Annotated in this window: 20 protein-coding genes; 6 read left to right on the top strand and 14 right to left on the bottom strand. The window is 69.1% G+C overall.

Annotation, left to right across the window (positions count from 1 at the left end; genetic code table 11):
- Window positions 1-460: 460 nt before the first annotated feature.
- Window positions 461-742: a hypothetical protein gene (locus ACWIGI_RS23600; protein ID WP_454204607.1), complete on the top strand. Its 282-nt coding sequence runs from the start codon at window positions 461-463 to the stop codon at window positions 740-742.
- Between the two features lie 68 nt (window positions 743-810).
- On the opposite strand, the gene ACWIGI_RS23595 is transcribed toward ACWIGI_RS23600, so the two are convergent.
- From ACWIGI_RS23595 to ACWIGI_RS23535, 13 genes are all read right to left on the bottom strand, one after another.
- Window positions 811-1,716, bottom strand: a complete 906-nt coding sequence (locus ACWIGI_RS23595) for a hypothetical protein (protein ID WP_454204606.1) — start codon at window positions 1,714-1,716, stop codon at window positions 811-813.
- Window positions 1,717-1,892: 176 nt separating this feature from the next.
- Window positions 1,893-2,321: a DUF4189 domain-containing protein gene (locus ACWIGI_RS23590; protein ID WP_454204605.1), complete on the bottom strand. Its 429-nt coding sequence runs from the start codon at window positions 2,319-2,321 to the stop codon at window positions 1,893-1,895.
- Between the two features lie 143 nt (window positions 2,322-2,464).
- On the bottom strand, window positions 2,465-3,937 hold the full coding sequence (locus ACWIGI_RS23585) for a DUF6301 family protein (RefSeq protein WP_454204604.1): 1,473 nt from the start codon (window positions 3,935-3,937) through the stop codon (window positions 2,465-2,467).
- A 97-nt stretch (window positions 3,938-4,034) separates the two neighbouring features.
- Window positions 4,035-5,657: a chaperonin GroEL gene (gene groL / locus ACWIGI_RS23580; protein ID WP_454204603.1), complete on the bottom strand. Its 1,623-nt coding sequence runs from the start codon at window positions 5,655-5,657 to the stop codon at window positions 4,035-4,037.
- 268 nt (window positions 5,658-5,925) lie between these two features.
- Complete coding sequence (locus tag ACWIGI_RS23575) at window positions 5,926-6,225, bottom strand: hypothetical protein (protein ID WP_454204602.1); 300 nt, start codon at window positions 6,223-6,225, stop codon at window positions 5,926-5,928.
- Between the two features lie 55 nt (window positions 6,226-6,280).
- The gene (locus tag ACWIGI_RS23570; protein ID WP_454204601.1) at window positions 6,281-7,018 is read right to left on the bottom strand and encodes a Clp protease N-terminal domain-containing protein; all 738 of its coding nucleotides are present in this window, start codon (window positions 7,016-7,018) and stop codon (window positions 6,281-6,283) included.
- Between the two features lie 80 nt (window positions 7,019-7,098).
- A complete protein-coding gene (locus tag ACWIGI_RS23565; RefSeq protein WP_454204600.1) occupies window positions 7,099-8,184 on the bottom strand; it encodes an NAD(P)/FAD-dependent oxidoreductase in 1,086 nt (361 codons plus the stop codon).
- Window positions 8,185-8,463: 279 nt separating this feature from the next.
- Entirely contained in the window at window positions 8,464-9,354 is an 891-nt protein-coding gene (locus ACWIGI_RS23560) for an RNA polymerase sigma-70 factor (protein WP_454204599.1), read from the bottom strand.
- A gap of 360 nt (window positions 9,355-9,714) precedes the next feature.
- Window positions 9,715-10,149, bottom strand: a complete 435-nt coding sequence (locus ACWIGI_RS23555; RefSeq protein ID WP_454204598.1) for a hypothetical protein — start codon at window positions 10,147-10,149, stop codon at window positions 9,715-9,717.
- Window positions 10,150-10,325: 176 nt separating this feature from the next.
- Entirely contained in the window at window positions 10,326-10,688 is a 363-nt protein-coding gene (locus ACWIGI_RS23550; protein WP_454204597.1) for a UBP-type zinc finger domain-containing protein, read from the bottom strand.
- Window positions 10,688-12,154 (bottom strand): ATP-binding protein, encoded by a 1,467-nt coding sequence (locus ACWIGI_RS23545; RefSeq protein ID WP_454204596.1) that lies wholly within the window; start codon window positions 12,152-12,154, stop codon window positions 10,688-10,690. Before ACWIGI_RS23545 ends, ACWIGI_RS23550 begins: the two co-directional genes overlap by 1 nt.
- 7 nt (window positions 12,155-12,161) lie before the next feature.
- On the bottom strand, window positions 12,162-13,835 hold the full coding sequence (locus ACWIGI_RS23540) for an FAD-dependent oxidoreductase (RefSeq protein WP_454204595.1): 1,674 nt from the start codon (window positions 13,833-13,835) through the stop codon (window positions 12,162-12,164).
- Window positions 13,836-13,890: 55 nt separating this feature from the next.
- Window positions 13,891-14,070 (bottom strand): hypothetical protein, encoded by a 180-nt coding sequence (locus tag ACWIGI_RS23535; protein WP_454204594.1) that lies wholly within the window; start codon window positions 14,068-14,070, stop codon window positions 13,891-13,893.
- 242 nt (window positions 14,071-14,312) lie between these two features.
- On the opposite strand from ACWIGI_RS23535, the gene ACWIGI_RS23530 reads away from it, so the two are divergent.
- Together ACWIGI_RS23530 and ACWIGI_RS23525 are read left to right on the top strand one after the other, a co-directional pair.
- Window positions 14,313-14,762, top strand: coding sequence for an SRPBCC family protein (locus tag ACWIGI_RS23530; protein WP_454204593.1), 450 nt, complete (start codon window positions 14,313-14,315; stop codon window positions 14,760-14,762).
- 67 nt (window positions 14,763-14,829) lie between these two features.
- Window positions 14,830-15,525, top strand: a complete 696-nt coding sequence (locus ACWIGI_RS23525) for an SIMPL domain-containing protein (RefSeq protein ID WP_454204592.1) — start codon at window positions 14,830-14,832, stop codon at window positions 15,523-15,525.
- A gap of 19 nt (window positions 15,526-15,544) precedes the next feature.
- Here ACWIGI_RS23525 and ACWIGI_RS23520 read toward each other — a convergent pair whose 3' ends face one another.
- Window positions 15,545-16,573 carry a beta-ketoacyl-ACP synthase III gene (locus ACWIGI_RS23520; protein WP_454204591.1) on the bottom strand — a complete coding sequence of 343 codons (1,029 nt, stop codon included), beginning with the start codon at window positions 16,571-16,573 and terminating at the stop codon, window positions 15,545-15,547.
- Window positions 16,574-16,853: 280 nt separating this feature from the next.
- On the opposite strand from ACWIGI_RS23520, the gene ACWIGI_RS23515 reads away from it, so the two are divergent.
- The 3 genes from ACWIGI_RS23515 (at window position 16,854) to ACWIGI_RS23505 (ending at window position 20,797) form a co-directional block, all read left to right on the top strand.
- Complete coding sequence (locus tag ACWIGI_RS23515; protein ID WP_454204616.1) at window positions 16,854-17,570, top strand: phosphatidylserine decarboxylase; 717 nt, start codon at window positions 16,854-16,856, stop codon at window positions 17,568-17,570.
- Complete coding sequence (gene pssA, locus ACWIGI_RS23510) at window positions 17,570-18,442, top strand: CDP-diacylglycerol--serine O-phosphatidyltransferase (protein ID WP_454204590.1); 873 nt, start codon at window positions 17,570-17,572, stop codon at window positions 18,440-18,442. Before ACWIGI_RS23515 ends, pssA begins: the two co-directional genes overlap by 1 nt.
- 120 nt (window positions 18,443-18,562) lie before the next feature.
- The gene (locus ACWIGI_RS23505; RefSeq protein ID WP_454204589.1) at window positions 18,563-20,797 is read left to right on the top strand and encodes an AAA family ATPase; all 2,235 of its coding nucleotides are present in this window, start codon (window positions 18,563-18,565) and stop codon (window positions 20,795-20,797) included.
- The last annotated feature ends 84 nt before the right edge of the window (window positions 20,798-20,881 follow it).

Raw genomic sequence — 20,881 nt, 5'->3', positions numbered from 1 at the left:
ACCCACCCACACGGGGGTGTGGAAGGCCGGAACCAATAAATTATTGGCACTGACATTCATCGACACACTATTGAGTTCTCAAAGAACACACGCACACGGAACTTCGCGGGCTCTTTGTCCCGGTCGGTCTCCGTGGCTGCTTCCAAAGCTTAGCTCTTACCTCGCAGCAGAACCAAATCCGCTGGTCAGTGGAGCTAATGTGATCATCAGGCGCTCCTCGTACAACCTCGTTTCCCAGGCCCTTGGGGCTCCGGGTCGGTGTCCGTGTCGCTCTGACTTGGATAAAGTTACGTGTCGCTACGAATGAAGTCAAATCGGCTGGTCAGAGGCGCGTGTCGCGCGAAAACAGCATGCGCTTCGCACAACCCCGCGGTTGCGAGGTTCGAAATGTGTTCGTGCGAATCGTGCAATCCTCGCGAATGGACTTACCGATGCACGTGCGGAGCGCACCCTAGGGAGGGTGTACGTCTGCGATTCGTCGATCACGAGTGGCATTGTCGGCGAGTTCGCGGAGCGACTGTCCGACTCGGCCGATTCGAGCTGGCGGGTGAGTTGGTTGCCCGGGCGGGTGTTCTCCCGCGACCAAGCCCTGGCCGCGATCGAGTTGGTCGAACTGCTCTACGACCCGGTCCACACCGATGAACCCGAACTGCAGGCGAGCGTCGCCGCGGCGGCCGCGACGCTCGGCATCCGCCCCATCGACGCCGCGTGCCTACTCTCCGAGCGGCATCCCAACCGCTGAGCCGGCGCCGGAACGACGAAACCCCCGGCCCGAAGACCGAGGGTTCCGCTATACGCCGGTATGCGGGACTACAGACCCGCGCGCTCGATGAAGGTCAGCGCCGACGCCTTGTCCTTGAAGCCGGTGACCGCGATGAACAGGTTCGTATCGGTGTTGAAGTACTCGAGGGCGCCGCTCACGCTCTTCTCGTTGAACCGGATCAGCTTGTTGCCCTGCTCGGTGAGCCGATCGGGGAACTGCTTGCGCCACAGCGCGGGCAACTTCGACGGATCGGTGCTGATGTGCGCGAGCACCGCGCGATCCTTGGACGCGGAATCGGTCAGGCCCGCGATGAGCGAATCCGTCTTGAGGATGTTGAAATCCGCTCCGACGGTGAAGGAATCGTCGTCGGTGTAGCCGGGTGTGGTCGTGCGGTTGAAGTTCGGGGCCACCGCCGAGCGCAGCGCCGCCGGCATCGCGTCGAGAATCGGCTGCACGTCCGACGGCACCGCCGCGGCGGCTTTGGTGCTGGTGGTCGTGCTCGACTTCGTCGTCGACTTGGGCGACTTCGAGGACTCGGTGGCGGCGGCGGGCGCCGCGCTGGTGGTGTCCGGCTTCGCGGCGGTGGTATCGGAGTCGTTCTCCCCACCGGTGACCACGACGACCACGCCGATCAGAATCGCGAGGACCGCGACGGCGGCGACGCCGATCAGCACCGCCGGGGACTTCCCGCCGGGCGGGCCCGGCGGGTTCGGCTGTTGCTGCTGCTGTCCCCATTGCGGCTGTTGCTGCTGCTGCGGGGCCCACTGCTGCTGATGAGGCTGCCCGCCCTGCGGCGCCTGCCACTGCGGGCCGCCCGGGCCCTGCGGCGAAAAGCCCTGCGGCGGTGGAGATTGCGGCGGGTACGGCTGCTGTGGCCGGCCGCCGTGGCCCGGCGGCACCTGCCCGTACGGACCGGAATTGCCCTGGCCGGGGCCCTGGGGTGGATAGGTCATGAGGTCTTCCCCTCCGCTGTGCGAGCCAACTCCCCTGGCTCGGTGTCCGGGCCGGAGCGTACCCGCGCGTGCGGCCCGCCACCACGCCGAAAGCCGGTCCACCGCAGGGTGAACCGGCTATCGAAGACGTGAACTCGCTGGTCGGTGTGCCACCGGCCGCGAGAGTCAGGGCTGTCTCAGCCCACGTTGTCGGTGCACTGCGAGACGACCAGGATGCCCGGCCCGCCCGAGGCGCTCAGTGACGAGGGCCGGTAGGCCGCCTGCAGGGCCGCGCGCTCGGCCTCGAAGCGGGTCGCGCCGGTGCCCCGGTAGTACGTGGGGTTGGAGCCCGACTCCTTGGCGATCGCGCCGCAGCCGTCGACGAAACGCACCTCGACCGTGCACAGCGCGTAGCCGCACTCGCTCACCGCGTCCCAATCCGACTCCTGCCAGTTGGGGTAGTTGTAGGCGGTGCCCCAGCTCTCGGTGCCGTCCTCCCACTGCGCCAGCGCGATCGACCCGTAGTAGCGCCCGTCCGGCCCCGGCTCCGCGCTCGCGGTCCCCGCGCCCGTCACCACACCCGCCGTCAACGCGACAGCGGCAAAACCCAGGGCAACCTTGCCCATTGCGAACATCGTGAAAACTCCCCATCGAATTGGCTTCGAACTGAAACCAGTTGCAGATCTTGGCTATTCGGTGCCCGATTTGTCCAATCGATTACCTGGCGCCGCGTAACAGCAGACCACAGCCCACCGACACGAACGCGAGATCAACTCCGCGGCAGACCGAATCGGATGCTGTGCAGCCGCTGCTCGCCCGAGCACCACGCCCGGTACCGCAATTCCTCCGGCAGACCCGGCAGCGTCTCACGCAGCGCCGCCACGGTCGCGGCCGCCAGCTCCCGGCCACCTTCGCCGCCAATCGGCACCGTCAGCGTGTGGAGCGTCGTACCCGCACCATCCTGGGCCTCGAAGTAGCAGACCCCGTGCTCGACGGAGAAGAAACCCTGGACGAACGGCTCCGCGTCGGCCCTGTCCAGTACCCACATCAGGTCCGACACGTGGGGGCGCAGCAGTGGCAGATCGGCGGCCAGCGAGGTGAACAACTCGGTGATCCGGCTCTCCAGTTCGGGCCAATCGGCCGCATGGGGTTCGGGACCCCACCAATTGTTCGGTCCCAGAACACCGTTCATCAGCTCGGTGTTCTCGAAATCGGTGAAGAGCTGCCACCGGTCCGGAGCGCGCCAGTCGTCGCTCCATTTCCATTCCCAATAGCCGAGGTTCTCGGTCGGCTCACTGGGTGCGATCGACAGATGGACCGCCGAGTAGAGGCTGCTGCGTGACAGCGTGAAGGTGGTGTCCGGACGCCGCCAAATCGCGGTCGCGTCCGGCCCGCCGACCACCGGCGGAGGACCCAGCACTCGCACGCACTCCACCAGCGCGGCCGAGTACGCGGCGTCGAGACTGTCCGGTGCGAAATAGTGTGAGGTCCACACCGAGTCGAACTCACCGAACTCGAAGCGCGCGCTGTCGACATAGGACGGGGTCTTCGATCCATACAGGATCGAGCGCGAGTCAGCGGTCTCCAGTTCGGCCTCGACGTCGGACTCGTCGTCCCGGCGCAGGGGCCACCCGATCGCTTCGAACATCACGTCGACCTCGGCCCGGGACCACGTTTCCAACCGGGCGCCCGTGAACACCGGTATCGCTCGCAGCAGCGGGCCTCGATCGACGAGAGCGGCCCGGCGCTCGGCTCGGGCGCGCACGGCGTCGGGCTGCTCGGCAGCGGCGCGCTGCTCCCGGATCTGCCGGTTGAGCGTCGGATTCTCGAGCGACAGGGAGAGCGAGGTCGAGCCACTCGCCAGGCACAACTCCAGGCCCGGCAGGGACCAGCGCTCGCGGCCGAACTCCTCGGACGGCTCTCCCCAGCGCCGCACACAGCGCTCACGGGTGTCGGCAGACGCCGCGGCCAGCATGTCCGCGTCATCGCACGAATCGGAGATCTGGAGAAAGAGGGCGTATACGGCATCGGACGCCGGCATGACATGGGCCATCGGCTGCCGGATGTCGAGTCCGGTTGTCAGCAGGGTGGTTTCGACGCCCGCGATCGGCTGGGACTCGGTCCAGCCCAGGCGGGATACGAGCCCGGGCACCTCACTCAGCGACCAGGTCCATTCGAATTGCGTTACCGCCGTGACGATTTCGGCCGCGCGCTCGAAATCTACTCGTAGAACTTCACTCACGTCGCGAGATTAGCGACGACCCCCGACAAGACACCGGGCCCGGTCACCATGCGGTGACCGGGCCCGGGTCATGCGATTCCGTTGCCGGAGGCGTGGACTAGAAGTCCATGCCGCCCATGCCGCCGGTCGGGTCGCCCGCGGGGGCGGCCTTCTCCGGCTTGTCGGCGACGACGGCCTCGGTGGTGAGGAACAGCGCCGCGATCGAGGCGGCGTTCTGCAGGGCGGAGCGGGTGACCTTGACCGGGTCGGCAACGCCGGCGGCCAGCAGGTCGACGTACTCGCCCGAATCGGCGTTCAGGCCGTGGCCGGCGGGAAGGTTCGAGACCTTCTCGGCGACGACGCCCGGCTCGAGGCCGGCGTTGAACGCGATCTGCTTCAGCGGCGCGGACAGCGCGACGCGAACGATGTTCGCACCGGTGGCCTCGTCGCCCGACAGGGTCAGCTCGTCCAGGGCCGGGGCGGCCTGCACGAGAGCGACGCCACCACCGGCGACGATGCCCTCTTCGACGGCGGCCTTGGCGTTGCGCACGGCATCTTCGATGCGGTGCTTGCGCTCCTTGAGCTCGACCTCGGTGGCAGCACCGGCCTTGATGACCGCGACGCCGCCGGCCAGCTTGGCCAGGCGCTCCTGCAGCTTCTCACGGTCGTAGTCCGAGTCCGAGTTCTCGATCTCGGCGCGGATCTGCGCGACGCGGCCCTTGATGGCCTCCGGGTCGCCGGCGCCCTCGACGATGGTGGTCTCGTCCTTGGTGATGACGACCTTGCGGGCGGTGCCCAGCAGCTCCAGACCGGCGGTGTCCAGGGACAGGCCGACCTCTTCGCTGATGACCTCGCCACCGGTGAGGATGGCGATATCGGCGAGCATGGCCTTGCGACGGTCACCGAAGCCCGGCGCCTTGACGGCGATGGACTTGAAGGTGCCGCGGATCTTGTTGACCACCAGGGTCGACAGGGCTTCGCCCTCGACGTCCTCGGCGATGATCAGCAGCGGCTTGCCGGCCTGGATGACCTTCTCCAGCAGCGGCAGCAGGTCCTTGACGGTCGAGATCTTCGAGCCGACGAGCAGGATGTACGGATCCTCGAGGGTCGCTTCCTGACGCTCCGGGTCGGTGACGAAGTAACCCGAGATGTAGCCCTTGTCGAAGCGCATGCCCTCGGTGAGCTCCAGCTGGAGACCGAAGGTGTTGCTCTCCTCGACGGTGATGACGCCTTCCTTGCCGACCTTGTCCATGGCCTCGGCGATCAGATCACCGATGGACGAGTCGCCGGCCGAGATGCCCGCGGTAGCAGCGATCTGCTCCTTGGTCTCGACCTCCTTGGCGGTCTCCAGCAGGCGCGCGGTGATGGCCGCGACGGCCTTCTCGATGCCGCGCTTCAGGCCCAGCGGGTTGGCGCCGGCCGCGACGTTGCGCAGACCTTCGCGGACCAGTGCCTGGGCGAGCACGGTGGCGGTGGTGGTTCCGTCGCCGGCGACGTCATCCGTCTTCTTGGCAACTTCCTTGACGAGCTCCGCGCCGATCTTCTCGTACGGATCCTCGAGCTCGATTTCCTTGGCGATGGAGACACCATCGTTGGTGATGGTGGGGGCGCCCCACTTCTTCTCCAGCACGACGTTGCGGCCCTTGGGGCCCAGCGTCACCTTGACAGCGTCGGCCAGGGCGTTCAGACCCCGCTCGAGACCGCGGCGAGCCTCTTCGTCGTACGCAATTGTCTTGGCCATTGCGTTGAGATCCTCCAGATCAGGGGATTGACACGATCTGGCCAGGCTCGGTGCCCGCGACGGACGACCACAAGGGGCCTCACCGTCCCGACCTAGCACTCACAGGTCGGGAGTGCCAAGACCATTTTTAGCACTCTCCCCCAGGGAGTGCAAGGTCGGGGCGTGCGGCCCCGGGCCGCGCCTCCAACCTAGCCGGGATATACGGGAGCGACCCCCGAACCCCCCAAACAGACCCGGCGGCCCGGCCCCGCGGGGCGCGGACCCGTCTCTACCTGACCAAGCGGTCGTCGACCCGCAGCAACAGCGCTATCAGGGCGTCCGTGCGACGTTCCTCCGGCGTCCGCGGTTCCCCCTGCTCGATGTCGACGAGTTCGGCATCGTTGAGCAGGAGTTCGGCCTCGATTCGCATGATCGCGCGAATGAAGGCCGGTGCGACGTCGGGTGGCAGGTCACCGTTCACGATGTAGCCGCCGTCCGGCGTGTCCTCGGTCGAGACATAGGAGAGCGCGCGCAGCAGATCCGCGCGCGTTTCCCCCGCAACCAGGTCGGAACCCTCGTCGTCCGCCATACGGATATCCTATCGGGCGCGCCCCAGGAGTCACGTGAGGCTGCCCCAGCAACTGCTATTTCACTTCCGGCGCGTCCCCCGTGATGGACGAGAGCAGCGCCTCGAGATCCGCGGAAACCGATTCCTTGTCCAGGCCGAGCCCGGACAGCACGCCCGTCCCGTCCTCGACATCGAGCAGCGCCAGCAGCAGATGCTCGGTGCCGATGTAGTTGTGACCCAGCCGAAGTGCCTCGCGGAAGGTCAGCTCGAGGGTCTTCTTGGACTGAGAGTCGAAGGGAATCAAGGCCGCGATCTTGTCCGCGGCGGCGGGCAGCGCGGCGGTGGCCACGCGGCGCACCGCGTCGACGCTGATGCCCTTGGCGATGATGATCTGCACCGCAAGCGATTCCGGTTCCTTCAGCAGACCCAGGATGAGGTGCTCGGGGGTGATCTCGGCGTTGCTCGCGTCCCGCGCCTCCTCCTGCGCGGCCACCACCACGTGCCGGGCGCGCGGGGTGAAGCGCGCGAAGCCCGCGTTGGGATCGAGGGCGGCGGCTTCGGCGGCGTCACCCGGGCCCTTAGGCACGAAGCGCTTCTGGGCGGCCTGTTTCGTGACGCCCATGCTGCCGCCGATATCGGTCCAGGAGGCCCCGGAGCGCCGGGCCTGATCGACGAAATGGCCGATCAGGTGGTCGGCGAGCTCACCGAGGTGATTCGCGACGACCACGGCGTCGGAGAGCTGGTCCAGGGCGTTGTCGGGGCGGGCCTTCTTGATGCCGGCGATCAGATCGTCGAGGCGGAAAGGATTCGTCATACGTCAACTTTAGGTTGACCATCACTTGATGGTCAACCGGTAGTTGACGATCGGATCCCAATTTTTCCGAGCCCGACCCGTCAGGGCCTGGCCGCCCAGCCCGCGCCGCGCACGATGCTCTCCTTGAACCACACGGCCGGGCGGCCGGTGATCGCGCGGGCCGTCGGGGTGTCGTCGGGATCGAGGAACTGGATGACCGCGTCGCGACGCCCCAGACTCAGGCACTGGAAGTAGTAGCGGAACTTCCGGGCGGCCGGCTCCTTCCCGCGCAAGCGCGCGATGATCGCGGCCGCGGCGTACTTGCCCGCAGGCAGCGCGGTCGCGCAGGCCATGCGCAGTTCGCGGTCGCCGGGACCGGCGACGACCGCGGCATCGCCGACCGCGTAGACCTCCGGGTGCGCGGCGGTGCGCAGATCGTCGCCGACCAGGACCCGGCCGCGCGCGTCCACGCCCAGACCGGACCGGGCGGCCACGTCGGGCACGGTGAAACCGGCGGTCCACAGCACGGTGTCGGCGGGCACGTGCGCGCCGTCGACCAGTTCGAGGCCCGCCGCGGTCACCGCCGCGACCTTGGCCCCGGCGTGCACGCGCACGCCGAGCCGGTCCAGAACCGCTCGAATGTGCTTGCGCGCCTTGGCCGAGAGCCAGGCGCCGGGCTCGTCGGCGCTGATCAGCAGCACCTCGAGCTCGGGCCGGGATTCGGCCAGCTCGGTGGCGACCTCGATGCCGGTGGAGCCGGCGCCGACCACCGCCACCCGCCCAGCGAGCGCCGGCACCCGGGCCACGTCCTCGGGCGTCGCCACCGTGTGGGCGTGCTCCGCGAGTCCGGGCACGCCGCCGGTGTCGGCCCGGCTGCCCAGCGCGTAGACGAGCGAGTCGTAGGGCACCGCCTCGGCCCCCTCGAGCTCCACCCGCCGCGCCGCCGGGTCGACGCGGGTCACACGCGCCCGCACGAACTCGATTCCCTTGGGCTCCAGCAGTTCCCGCAGGTCCCAGCGCGGCACCTGCTGCCCCGCCACCACCTGGTGCAGCCGCACCCGCTCCACGAGCTCGGCGCGCGCGTCGATCACCGTGACCCGCACGCCCTTCGCGCCCGCCGCCTCCCGCGCCGCCGCGAGCCCCGCGTATCCCGCACCCAAGACGACGATTCGATGTTCCCCGGTCATGGCCGACCCCTTTCGCTGGTCCGATACCACTCAGACGGGACAGCCCACCGATCCCTGACAGTCCGGGACGTGTGCTGCGTCACGCCCGCGATGAGCTGCCCGCCGCCAACCCCGCACCGAGGATGCGGGCCTCTCGGGGCCTCGGGCTCGACAGCCCGGCCGCGATTGACTCGCGTCCGAGCGCAACGAAACCGCCGGGCGCCGACGCGCTTCAGGGCTGCCGATGACCGAATGCCCGACACCGTCCGGACGACCATCGCCGATCGGGCGGCCCGCACCTCAGGCCGTGGGGTGGTCCGAACGGGAGAAGTAGGCCAGCTTGTCCGGATTCACGACCAGGCGCAGCGACCCGAACTGCTCGGCGGTGAACTCGGCGGACAGCACCAGCAGCACGACCCCGGGCGCGCGGGCGACCAGTGCCGGTGCGCCGTTGACGTTCTCGATGTCCACGCGCAGGCCCGGAACCGAGAACCGGAACAGGCCGACGAGGTAGCGCGCGACGCGATCGGGGCCGACGACCGTGCGGCGGGCGGCATTGACCTTGTCGCCGCCGTCGGCGACCGAGGTGATGTCGGCGGCGAACAGCGCGCCGAGGGCGTCGACGTCCCCGGCCTGCGCGGCGACGAGGAACTTCTCGAACAGCGCGCGGGCGTGCTCGGGCGCCGGATCGAAGCGCGGGCGATCCTGCCGGACGTGCTGGGTGGCGCGGCGGAACAGCTGCTGCGAGTTGGCCTCGGTCAGCTCGAGCATGTCGGCGATCTCGCGGTGGGCGTAGCCGAACGCCTCGCGCAGGACGAACACCGCGCGTTCGGCGGGGGTCAGGCGTTCCATCAGGGTCAGCATCGCCAGCGAGACCAGCTCCCGCTGTTCGGCCGACTCCAGCGGGCCGAGTTGGCCGTTGGGGGTCGCGACGGGTTCGGGCAGCCACGGGCCCACGTAGGTCTCGCGGCGCGCCCGGGCCGAATCCAGCCAGGTGCGGCACAGATTGACCAGGATCGTGGTCAACCACGCTTCGGCGGAACGGATATCGGCGCGCTGGCTCGCGTCCCAGCGCAGGTAGGTCTCCTGCACCGCGTCCTCGGCCTCGCTCGCCGACCCGAGCATGCGATAGCCCAGCGCGAACAGGCGCGGCCGATGTCGTTCGAACTCGGCCAGCCCCTCGGCATCCATCTGCCCGCCCCTCCTCGCGCTACGCGGTCGTTCGGGGACGATACGCCTGCGCCGGGCCCGGACCACCGTGACCATCCACACGTGCCCACGGTCGCCCGCGCCGCCAACCACGCACCAACGGGCGACCAATGACTCCGGCGGATTCGGCTGTCGCGCCGTGCCGTTGGATCGTCGCGCCGGCCGAACAGCGCACGTGCGGTGCGCTCGGCGGACACACGACGCCGGTCGGCGGGGCCGGGCATGTGCGATGTGCCGGCATCGCTTCCCGCGCCGGCACGACCGGTCCATCGCCCCTCCGGTGCCGGCTCTCCGCCGAGCAGGGGTGTCGCCGCGACGGGTTGTCCGACGCGCGACACCGGACTATCGGGTGGTCGCGCCGATCGCGTCGGCCATCACCGTGCCGGCCGAATTCGCTTCTCCGCACACGAGCTTGGCGGTGCTGAGCGCGACGTTGGGGCTGCCCTCGAACTTCGAGCCGGGATTGGCCGCCAGCACCTGGTGAATGACCTCGATCTCGGTGGCGCCGTCGAGCTGACGGAATTCGCCACAGGTTGTCTGGGCGCCGTTGGGCGCGCTGTCCTTCTTGATCACGGTGGTGACCGGGGCGGCGGCCGGCGGCTCCACCGGCGGTGCGGCCGGGGTGGTGACCGGGGTGGCCGTGACCTGGGCCGCGGCGGCGGTGACCGAGGCGCTCTCGGACGTGCTCGCCGCACCCGTGGAAGTGTCCGAACCGCAGGCCGATAGGCCCAGTACCAGCGCGCCCGCCGCGAGGGCACCCACAAAGATCCGCTTCATACCCTGCTTTCCGAACTCTCCGGGAGTGTCTGCGCGCCGGACCCGCCCGGCGCTCGCAGCAGCGTACCCGGACCCGGCGGTTTCGTGCAGTGGCAGTTCGGAGCCCGCAAATTCCCGGCGATCGCCATCGAGAGTGGCCGGAGCGCACCGGATATCGGTGCGCCCGGCCCACGGGATCAGTTCAGCTGACCCCGCCAATCCGCGGGCACGCGCTCGCGCGGACCCGGCACGCTCTGCTCCAGCGGATGGTGGTGCGGCGCGACCAGGTCCGGGCCGTTGCCGTACATGTCACCGCTGTCGTAGTTGTAGAACCAGCTCTCGCCCGGCTCGTAGCTCTGCGCGAACGGGTGGCCCGCCTCCTTGAAGTGCTTGGAGGCGTGCTGCGACGGCGAACTGTCGCAGCAGCCCACATGCCCGCACTGCGCGCAACGACGCAGATGCAGCCACCAGCCCTGCGCCGCTTCGCATTCCACACAGCCCGGCCCGCTGGGCGGAACCGTCGTGTCGATGCCCTCGATCCGTTCCGGCTGTTCCGACATCACTGACCTCCTGTTTCGGCGAGTTGCGGTGTCATGTCCTCGGCGGCGTCCAGCGGCAGTCGCACGATGAAGCGGGTGTCACCCGGCACGGACTGCACCCGGATGTCACCGTGATGCTTGTTGACCACGATCCGGAACGAGATGTCCAGGCCCAGACCCGTGCCCTCGCCGACCGGTTTGGTGGTGAAGAACGGTTCGAAGATGCGGGTCCGGATCTCCTCCGGCACACCGGGCCCGGTGTCGCCGATCTCCACCGCGACGCATTCGCCGTCGCGGTAGGTGCGCACGGTCAGCGTGCCGCGGCCCGCCATGGCCCCGATGGCGTTGTCGATCAGGTTGGTCCACACCTGATTGAGCTCGGCCGCGTAGCAGGGCACCGGCGGCAGCCCGAGGTCGTATTCCTTGACCACCTCGATGTCGTCGCCGATCTTGCGGCCCAGCATGACCAGGGTGCTGTCGAGCAGTTCGTGGATGTCGACGACCTGGAACGGCGCGCGGTCCATCTGCGAGTACTGCTTGGCCGCGTTCACCAGCGTGGAGATGCGCGTGGTGGAGTCGGCGATCTCGTTCATGAGCAGCTCGGTCTCGACGGTGTAGTTGAGCCAGCGGATCGCGCCCTCGAAAACCGGTCCCTCACAGGCGGACAGCGTGCCCTTGACCTTCTCCAGCCAGTCGACGTCGAAGCCCGCCTGCACGAAGTTGGCCGCGATGTCCCAGCCGAAGCTGATGCCGTGGTTCTCCAGCCAGTCGCCGAGTTCGTCCTCGCGGTCGGCGGCTTCCAGCGGCGTCAGGATCGGGGCCTTGGCGACCTGGGCGGCCGCCTCCTCCTGCAGCTGCACCAGGTTTTCCAGGGTGGCCGAGTCGAATTTGCCGTGCGCCATCATCTTCAGCTTGTGCCGCATCCCGGCCACGCGTTCGCGCAGCGAGGAGGTGGCGCGGACCGCGGCGGCGGCCGGGTTGTTCAGCTCGTGGGTCAGGCCCGCGGACAGCGAGCCCAGCGCGAGCAGCCGTTCCCGTTGCCCGATGCGCTCATTGGCGTTGCGGTTGCCGAAGAACACGCCTTCGAGCAGGTGCACCGCCATCGGGAACCACTCCTGCATCATGGCGGAGAAGATCCCGGCGTCGAGCACGAAGAACTTCGAGGGCCGGGTGACGTAGAACGAACCGGAGTAGTGCTGATCGACCTTGTCGCCCATGTACGCCATCCACGCGCCCGAGTAGACGCCGCGATGGTCGGTGCGGACGAGTTCGATCTCCTCACCGCCCGACATCTTGGTCAGGCGGACCTCGCCGTCCATGAGCACGTAGAAACAGGTGCCCGGATCCCCTTCGCGGAAGACCAGTCCCGGTTCGTAGCGCTCGACGCGGCCGTCCCGGCACAACCACGCCAGCTGTTCGTCGTTCAGCTTCTCGAACAGGAACAGGTCGCGTAGTTCGTTCGGATCGCAGATCAGATTCGTTCCCACGGCACTCCTACTGTTTCGCCAGGTAGCGGTGGACCAGCATGACGGCCATCGCGCCCTCGCCCACGGCCGATGCCACCCGTTTGGCCGATTCCGAGCGGACATCGCCCGCGACGAAGACGCCGGGCACGCTGGACTCCAGGTGATGCGGCGGGCGCGGCAGTTCCCAGCCCGCCGGGCGCGCGCCGTCGACCATGAGGTCCGGGCCGGCGAGCACGTAGCCCTTGTCGTCGCGGAAGACCACGCCGTCGAGCCAGTCGGTCTCGGGGGCCGCGCCGATGAACAGGAACAGCCGTTCCGCGTCCACCTTCTCCTCGGCCCCGGAGGCGTTGTCGCGCACCACCAGGTGCTCGAGGTGATCGTCGCCGTGCGCGGAGACCACCTCGGTCCGCGCGCGCAGTTTGATGTTGGGTATCTGCTCGATCTGCTGGATCAGGTAGTGCGACATCGAATCCACCAGCGACTCCGCGCGCACCAGAATGTGCACCGTGCGCGCGTGCCGCGACAGGTACACCGCAGCCTGGCCCGCCGAGTTGGCGCCGCCGACGATGTAGACGTCCTTGTCCGCGCAGTCCGAGGCCGCGGTCATGGCCGAGCCGTAATACACACCGCGACCGGTGAATTCGTCGACGCCGGGCGCCGGGTGGTGCCGGTAGTTCACGCCGGTGGCGATGAGCACGCTGTGCGCGGCGATGCTGCCGCCGTCGGCGAACTTGACCACGCGGGCGGACCCGCACGCCTCGAGGGACACCACTTCGCGCGCGGTGATGAGTTCGGCGCCGAATTTCACCGCCTGCCGCCTGGCACGGTCGGCGAGTTGTGCGCCGGAGACGCCGTCCGGGAAGCCGAGGTAGTTCTCGATGCGCGAGCTCTGCCCGGCCTGGCCGCCGGTCGCGGTGCGTTCGACCAGCACCGTGCGCAGGCCCTCGGAGGCGCCGTACAGGGCAGCGCCCAGTCCGGCCGGTCCGCCGCCGACCACGATGAGGTCGTAGAAGTCGCCCGAGGGCGCGACGTTCAGGCCGACCGCGGCGGCCAGTTCCGAATCGGTCGGCATGGCCAGGACCTTGCCGTCGGAGTTGATGATGAGCGGGCACTGGTCCTCGGTGGCGTCCGCGGCGGCCAGCAGGCGCGCGCCCTCGGGCTCGTCGACCTGGTACCAGCGGTACGGCAATTGGTTGCGGGCCAGGAACTCCCGCACCTGCGAGCAGCGGGCGGACCAGCGGTGGCCGACGACCTTGGTCTCGGTGACCGGCCGGTGTTCGTCCCCGCGCCACGCCTCGAGCAGGGCATCGATGACCGGGTAGAGCTTCTCCTCCGGCGGATCCCACGGCTTGAGCAGGTAGTGATCGAGGTCGACCACGTTGATGGCCTCGATGGCGGCGTCGGTGTCGGCGTAGGCGGTCAGCAGCACGCGCCGGGCGTAGGGGTGCAGGTCCATGGCCTGCTCGAGGAATTCGACGCCGTTCATGTTCGGCATCCGGTAGTCGGCGATCAATACCGCGACCGGCTGGCCGCGCAGTTTCAGTTCCCGCAGTACCTCGAGGGCATCGGCGCCGGATTCCGCGCGCAGGATGCGGTAGTCGGCGCCGTAGCGGCGGCGCAGATCGCGAACCACGGCCCGGGAGACGCCCGGATCGTCGTCCACGCTGAGGATGGCCGGTTTGGCGGCAGCTGGTGAGGTCACCTAACGATTATGCGGCGGGGTGGCAAATTGGCAGGTCGCGACGCCCACCGCCGGCTCAGATGCGATGGTGTTGAACAAGATCGAGCTCGCTCGGGGTGAGTAGTCGTTCGAGTCCCTCCTCCAGTTCCCCGTTGTTCTTCGAGCGGCCCGCGCGCTGCGGTGCGCCGGCGCGGGCTTCGGAGGGGAGGATCGGGACCGTCTTGGTCTTGCGATGCAGGAGCGAGCGCAGTTTCACGGCCGATCACCTCACGTTTCCATCGGAAGCAGGTGGCTGTGGTCTGTATTCAGGTCTATCCGACATTGTGCTCCGGCCATTACATTCGGCAGATCGGCGGCACCGGAATGTAATGCACTTGATCTTCAGTGTTCGGATCGCTGTTCGAATCGACGATCATGTTCGATACCGTTCGATTGCTTCGGCCCGTTGCGCCCGAACTAGGATGAGCGGTACTGATCGTCACACTCTCGGAGGCAGCGTTGCCGAACAAGTTGGAAGCCACCATCGATATCGCGGCAGCGCCCGAGCAGGTGTGGAGCGTCATCTCGGATCTCAAGCGGATGCCCGAGTTCAGCCCGCAGTGCATTCGGATGCAGCCGCTGGGCAAGGTCAAGACCGGCACCTGGACCGTCAACCTGAACAAGGACGGCGCGAAGGTGTGGCCGACCACCTCGCGCATCGTGCGTTTCGAGCCGAACCGGGCGCTCGCCTTCCGGATGAACGAGAACCGCACGGTCTGGAGCTTCACCCTCGAACCCACCGCGGAGGGCACCCGCGTGACCCAGCGCCGCGACGTGCCGAACGGCGTCACCTGGATCATCCGCAAGGTCATCGACACCTCGCTGGGCGGCGAGGCCCCGTTCGAGGCGGCACTGGTCTCGGGCATGAACGAAACCCTCGGCAAGATCAAGAAGACGGTCGAGAAGTAGTCGCCACCGCGCCCGGCCGCGTGTGTTTTCCGGTCCGGCCGGGCTCGGGTGCCCTAGGTTCGCCGGTATGCGACGACGACTTCTTGGTATCTGCGGCGCGGCCACCGGTCTCGCGCTGGTGTTGACCGGCTGCGGCAGTTCGGGTTCCGACGGTGATCGCACGGTCACCGTGGTCGGGAACGGCAAGGTGCAGGGCGTACCCGACGTGCTCAACGCCGACCTCGGGGCCGAGGTGACCGCGGCCGACGTCTCCAGCGCCGTGGACGGGGTGAACGACAAGGCCGCCGCCATGAGCGCGGCCATGGTCGCCGCCGGGGCGAAGAAAGAGGACATCCGGACCAGCGAGCTGTCGGTGCAGCCCACCTACGGCCCCGAGGGCCGGACGATCACCGGCTACAAGGCCACCAACAACGTGCACATCGCGGTGCGGGACCTGCCCAAGGCCTCGGCGATCCTGGACGCGGCGGTCAAGGCCGGTGGCAACGACACCCGCATCAGCTCGGTGGCCTTCGGCCTGGAGGACAACACCAAGCTGCTCGCGGACGCCCGGGCGCGTGCCTTCGACGACGCCAAATCGCGCGCGGAGCAGTACGCCGACCTGGCCGGGGCGAAGCTGAACGACGTCCGGACCATCAACGAGGGCAGCTCCGGCGGCGACTTCCCCGTCATGCGCGATGCCGCGCCGTCCGCTTCGGGATTCAGTCTGGAACCGGGCCAGGAGACGGTGACGTTCACCGTCACCGTCGTCTGGGACCTCGGCTGAGCCCGCGAAAAGGCAAGCGCTACTTCCAGTTCGGCATCGTCACGACCTGCGCCGCGTAGGACAGGCCCGCGCCGAAGGCGATGAGCAGGGCGGTGCCGCCGGGTTTGGCGTCGCCGTTGCGCAGCAGCGCTTCCATGGCCAGCGGGACGGAGGCGGCCGAGGTGTTGCCGGTCTCCTCGATGTCGTTGGCCAGCGCGCAGTGCTCGGGCAGTTTCAGGACCCGGGCCATGATCTCGATGATCCGGCCGTTGGCCTGGTGCGGGACCATCGCGTCGAGATCGTCGGGCGTCAGGCCCGCGCGCTCGATGGCGTCGCGGCACACCTTCTCCAAAGAGTGTGCGGCCCAGCGGAACACGGCCGTGCCCTCCATGGCGAGATACGGGCGCACGGCGCCGAGGCCCTGCTCGTCGATCTCGCGGAAGAATTCCATCCAGTCCTTGGTCTGGCGGATGGCGTGATGCTGGGTGCCGTCCGAACCCCAGACGGTCGGGCCGATGCCCGGTTCGTCGGAGGCCCCGACCACGACCGCGCCCGCGCCGTCGGCGAACAGGAACGCGGTGCTGCGATCGGCCGGGTTGACGGCGTCGGTCAGTCGTTCGACGCCGACGACCAGCACGTTGCGCGCCGTGCCGCCCTTGACCAGGTCCGAGGCCACCGCCAGCGCGTGGCAGAAGCCGGCGCAGCCCGCGGAGATGTCGAAGGCCGCGGCTGCCTCGAGTCCGAGTTCGGTGGCGATCTGCGGTGCGGCGGCCGGGGTGAGCAGCAGCCAGGTGGAGGTGGCGACGATGACGGCGTCGATCTCCCCGGGCGCTATCTCGGCGGCTTCGATGGCATCGCGGGCGGCCGCGCTGCTCATGCTGATGATCGTCTCGTCGTCGGACGCGAAGCGGCGGGTGCGGATGCCGGAGCGCGTGCGGATCCATTCGTCGCTGGAGTCGATCGGTCCGGCGACCTCGTCGTTGGTCACCACCCGAGCCGGACGGTAGACGCCGAGGCCGAGTATCGCGGTGTGCTCTACCCCGCTGATCGAGGCAATTCGAGCAGCCATGGTGCTTCTCCTATGTACTGCGGGTCGATCATGACCTTCATCGGGCCCCCACCCGTGCGGAACGCCGTACACAGCCGGCGCGTAAGTGAAACCGCAGACATGAGGCTCCCTCATATTAATCAGGAAAGCTTCTCACGCGTGTGGGTTCGATCACAATTCGGACTACTTGCTGCCCCGGTCACCCCGCTGTCTCTCACGGAGACCACGAGCGCTGGGCCAGCTTCACGTAGTGTGTGAGCGCGGTGCTTTCCGCACCTTCCCGCGCATGAAAGAGGAGCTTGTGGCCCGCCGTCCCACCCCGCCCGGCACTCCCGAAACCACCGGACTCGGCCACGTCGCCGATCTGGTACGCCATGCCATCCCGCCGCTGCACCCGGCCGGCCTGCCGTTCGTGGCGGCGCCGCTGGCGGTAGCCGTGCTGGGTTTCCGGCGTAAGTGGGTTCGCCGCACGGGTCTGTTCGCCGCCGCCGCGACCGCCACGTTCTTCCGGCATCCGCATCGCGTCCCGCCGAACCGGCCCGGTGTCGTGGTCGCGCCCGCCGACGGTGAGGTCGCGCTCGTCGACACCGCCGTTCCCCCCGCGGAATTGAACCTCGGCGATCAGCCGCTGCCCCGGGTGAGCATCTTCCTGTCCGTGCTCGACGTGCACGTGCAGCGCGCGCCGATCGCGGGCAGCGTGGAGAACATCGTCTACAAGAAGGGCCAGTTCCTCTCGGCGGACCTGCCCGAGGCGAGCGATGCCAACGAGCGCAACAGCCTGGTGCTGGTGACCGAGGGCGGTCAGCGCCTGGCCGTCATCCAGATCGCGGGCCTGCTCGCGCGGCGCATCATCTGTGAGCCGAAGATCGGCGACAAGCTCACCATCGGTGACACCTACGGTCTCATCCGGTTCGGTTCCCGCGTCGACACCTATTTCCCGGCCGGCACGAAGCTGCTGGTGGTGCCCGGTCAGCGGACCATCGGCGCGGAAACGGTGCTGGCCGAACTGGTTTCGTGATGGAACAACTCGCGCCCGCACCGCTGGAGCGCCGCCGTAATCGCACCGTGCGCCTGCTGCCGAGCATGGTCACCATCCTGGGGCTCTGCTCGGGGCTGTCCGCGGTGAAGTTCGCAATGGAGAACAACCTCGCGTTCGCGCTGGCGCTGATCGGCGCGGCCGCGATCTTCGACATGCTCGACGGCCGCATCGCCCGCATGCTCGACGCGACTACCAAGATGGGCGCGGAACTGGATTCGCTGTCCGATGCCATCGCCTTCGGCGTCGCGCCGGCGCTGGTGCTGTACGTGGCGTTCCTCGAGGCCGACAGTGTCGGCTGGATCGTGGCGCTGATGTTCGCGGTCTGCATGGTGCTGCGCCTGGCCCGGTTCAACACCCTCATGGACGACGACTCCCGGCCCGATTGGCAGCGTGAGTATTTCGTCGGTGTGCCCGCCCCCGCGGGCGCGCTCATCGCGCTGCTGCCGATCGCGCTGTCGGTGCAGTTCGGCGACGGCTGGTGGGACAGCTTCCCGGTGGTCGCGATCTGGGTCATCCTGACCGGTCTGCTGTGCGTGAGCACGCTGCCGACGCTGGCCATCAAGTCGGTGTCGGTCGCGCCGCGCACCGCGCCGCTGCTGCTGGTGCTGGTGGCCGTGGCCGCCGCGCTGCTGGTGACCTACCCGCTGATCCTGATGATGGCGCTGGTCGTGCTGTACCTCGGGCACATTCCGTTCGCCATCCGTTCGGCCCGCTGGGTGGCCGCGCGTCCGGAGACCTGGGATCACAAGCCGGCCGAGCGCCGGGCCCAGCGCCGCGCGCAGCGCCGCCGCCCGATCGCGAGCATGTCCTCGGCACGTCTGCGCCTGCGCCGCCCGAGCGCGCGGCTCTGACCCGAAAACCGGCTCGACCGCCCACGGTTTCCGGCCCGCGAGGGTCGCGGACCGTGGGCGTTCGGCTTTCCCGGCCCGACCCCCGGCGGTGGCGCGCACATTTCCAGCACAATGGGTGCCGTGCCCGAACTCGCGTTGACCGCCCGGCTCAATTCCGCCCCCACCGATTCCCGGCGGGGTCTGGTCCGACTGCATCCGGAGGCACTGGCCGCGCTGGGCCTGCGGGAGTGGGACGGCATCTCGCTGGTGGGGGCGCGGCGCACGGCCGCGGTGGTGGCCCTCGCCCCGGCCGGGACCGCGCCGGGCACCGCGCTGCTCGATGACGTGACGCTGTCCAATGCCGGGGTGCGCGAGGACGCCACGGTGGTGGTCGCGCCGGTCACGGTGTACGGCGCGCGGCAGATCTCGGTGACGGGTTCGACGCTGGCGACCGCGAGCATTCCGGAGACGACGTTGCGCCAGGCCCTGCTCGGCAAGGTGGTCACGGTCGGGGACACGGTCTCGCTGGCCCCGCGCGACCTCGGTCCGGGTACGAGCAATTCCGCTGCCACCCAAGCGCTTTCCAAGCTGTTCGGCTACGCATGGACGTCGGAGCTGCTCACCGTGACGGCCACCGATCCCGCGCCGGGCCCGGTCAGCGTGCAGCCCAACAGCGCGGTGGTGTGGGGGCCGGGGGTGGCCGCCACCGATTCCCCGCGCGCGCTCATGGGCGACGACCAGTCCCAGGCCCCCGATCGACTGGACCGGCCCGCCGCGGCTCCGCGCCCCGCCTCGGCCGCGCCGGTGTCGGCGGTCGCGGTGGCGGATCTGGCGGGGGTGCAGGCCCAGGCGGCCAAGCTGACCGAATGGCTGAATCTGGCGCTGGACGAGCCGGAACTGCTCAGGACACTGGGCGCATCCTCGCAATTGGGCGTGCTGGTGACCGGCCCGGCCGGGGTCGGCAAGACCACGCTCGCGCGCGCGGTGACCGGCGCGCGGCGGCTGGTGGAGCTGGACGGCCCGTCGGTCGGGGCGACCGAGAGCGGCACCCGGCTGCGCGAGGTCGGCATGGCGGTGAGCGAGATCTGTTCGGGCGCGGGCGGAGTGCTGCTCATCACCGACATCGACGCGCTGCTGCCCGCCGAGCCGGAACCGGTGGCCACCCTGATTCTCGATCAGTTGCGGGCCGCGGTGGCCGCGCCCGCGGTGGCGCTGCTGGCCACCACGGCGCATCCGGCCCGGGTCGATGCCCGGTTGCGGGCGCCGGATCTGTGCGACCGCGAGGTGTCGCTGCCGCTGCCGAACGCGGCGGTGCGCGCGGCGCTGCTGGAGCAGCTGTTGCGCCCGGTCCCGGCCGAGGGTCTGGTTCCGGCCGAGATCGCGGCGCGCACACCGGGTTTCGTGGCCTCGGATCTGGCCGCGCTGGTGCGCGAGGCGGCGCTGCGGGCGGCCTCGCGGGCCAGCCGGGAGCAGTCCGAGCCGAAACTGCGGCAGGAGGATCTGCTCGGCGCGCTGGAGGTGATCCGTCCGCTGTCGCGGTCCGGGACCGAGGAATTGGCCATCGGCAGTCTGGGTTTGGACGATGTCGGGGACATGGTCGAGACCAAGCAGGCGCTCACCGAGGCGGTGCTGTGGCCGCTGCGCCACCCCGATTCCTTCGCCAGGCTCGGTATCGAACCGCCGCGCGGTGTCCTGCTGTACGGCCCGCCCGGCTGCGGTAAGACCTTCCTGGTGCGGGCGCTGGCCAGTACCGGGCAGTTGAGCGTGCACGTGGTCAAGGGCGCCGAGCTGATGGACAAGTGGGTCGGCTCCTCCGAGCGCGCGGTGCGGGAATTGTTCCAGCGCGCACGCGATTCCGCGCCGTCGCTGGTGTTCCTGGACGAGGTGGACGCGCTCGCGCCGCGGCGCGGGCAGAGCAGTGATTCGGGGGTCACCGATCGGGTGGTGGCGGCGCTGCTGACCGAACTCGACGGGGTGGAGCCGCTGCGCGATGTCGTGGTGGTCGGCGCGACGAACCGCCCGGATCTCATCGATCCCGCGCTGACCCGCCCGGGCCGGCTGGAACGCCTGGTGTTCGTGCCGCCGCCGGACGCCGCGGCGCGGGCCGAGATCCTGCGCACGGCGGCCAAATCCGTGCCGCTGGCCGCGGGGGTCGATCTCAAGAAGCTGGCGGTGGAACTGGAGGGCTACTCGGCGGCCGATTGCGCGGCGCTGTTGCGCGAGGCGGCGCTGTCGGCGATGCGCCGCGATGTGGACGCCTGCGACGTGACGGCCGCGGACATGGCCGCGGCGCGCGCGGCGGTGCGGCCGTCGCTGGACCCGGATCAGGTGGAATCGCTGCGCCGATTCGCGGCGCAGCGCGCGGCGTCGGGGTAGTTCGCGCGCCCGGAGAATCCGGTTGGCAAACTAAATAGTTGGGGCGAGTCGGACCGATCGGTACGCCGTGTCACGGTATTTTCT

The sequence above is a fragment of the Nocardia sp. NPDC055321 genome (assembly GCF_053645575.1).
This window is presented reverse-complemented; position numbering and strand designations above follow the sequence as displayed.

Coding starts and splice junctions, on each gene's coding strand:
- ACWIGI_RS23525 (WP_454204592.1), top strand. CDS start 14,830: ATGCGACGACGACTTCTTGGTATCTGCGGCGCGGCCACCGGTCTCGCG.
- ACWIGI_RS23520 (WP_454204591.1), bottom strand. CDS start 16,573: ATGGCTGCTCGAATTGCCTCGATCAGCGGGGTAGAGCACACCGCGATA.
- ACWIGI_RS23575 (WP_454204602.1), bottom strand. CDS start 6,225: ATGGCGGACGACGAGGGTTCCGACCTGGTTGCGGGGGAAACGCGCGCG.
- ACWIGI_RS23565 (WP_454204600.1), bottom strand. CDS start 8,184: ATGACCGGGGAACATCGAATCGTCGTCTTGGGTGCGGGATACGCGGGG.
- ACWIGI_RS23595 (WP_454204606.1), bottom strand. CDS start 1,716: ATGACCTATCCACCCCAGGGCCCCGGCCAGGGCAATTCCGGTCCGTAC.
- ACWIGI_RS23570 (WP_454204601.1), bottom strand. CDS start 7,018: ATGACGAATCCTTTCCGCCTCGACGATCTGATCGCCGGCATCAAGAAG.
- ACWIGI_RS23555 (WP_454204598.1), bottom strand. CDS start 10,149: ATGAAGCGGATCTTTGTGGGTGCCCTCGCGGCGGGCGCGCTGGTACTG.
- ACWIGI_RS23590 (WP_454204605.1), bottom strand. CDS start 2,321: ATGGGCAAGGTTGCCCTGGGTTTTGCCGCTGTCGCGTTGACGGCGGGT.
- groL (WP_454204603.1), bottom strand. CDS start 5,657: ATGGCCAAGACAATTGCGTACGACGAAGAGGCTCGCCGCGGTCTCGAG.
- pssA (WP_454204590.1), top strand. CDS start 17,570: ATGGAACAACTCGCGCCCGCACCGCTGGAGCGCCGCCGTAATCGCACC.
- ACWIGI_RS23550 (WP_454204597.1), bottom strand. CDS start 10,688: ATGTCGGAACAGCCGGAACGGATCGAGGGCATCGACACGACGGTTCCG.
- ACWIGI_RS23560 (WP_454204599.1), bottom strand. CDS start 9,354: ATGGATGCCGAGGGGCTGGCCGAGTTCGAACGACATCGGCCGCGCCTG.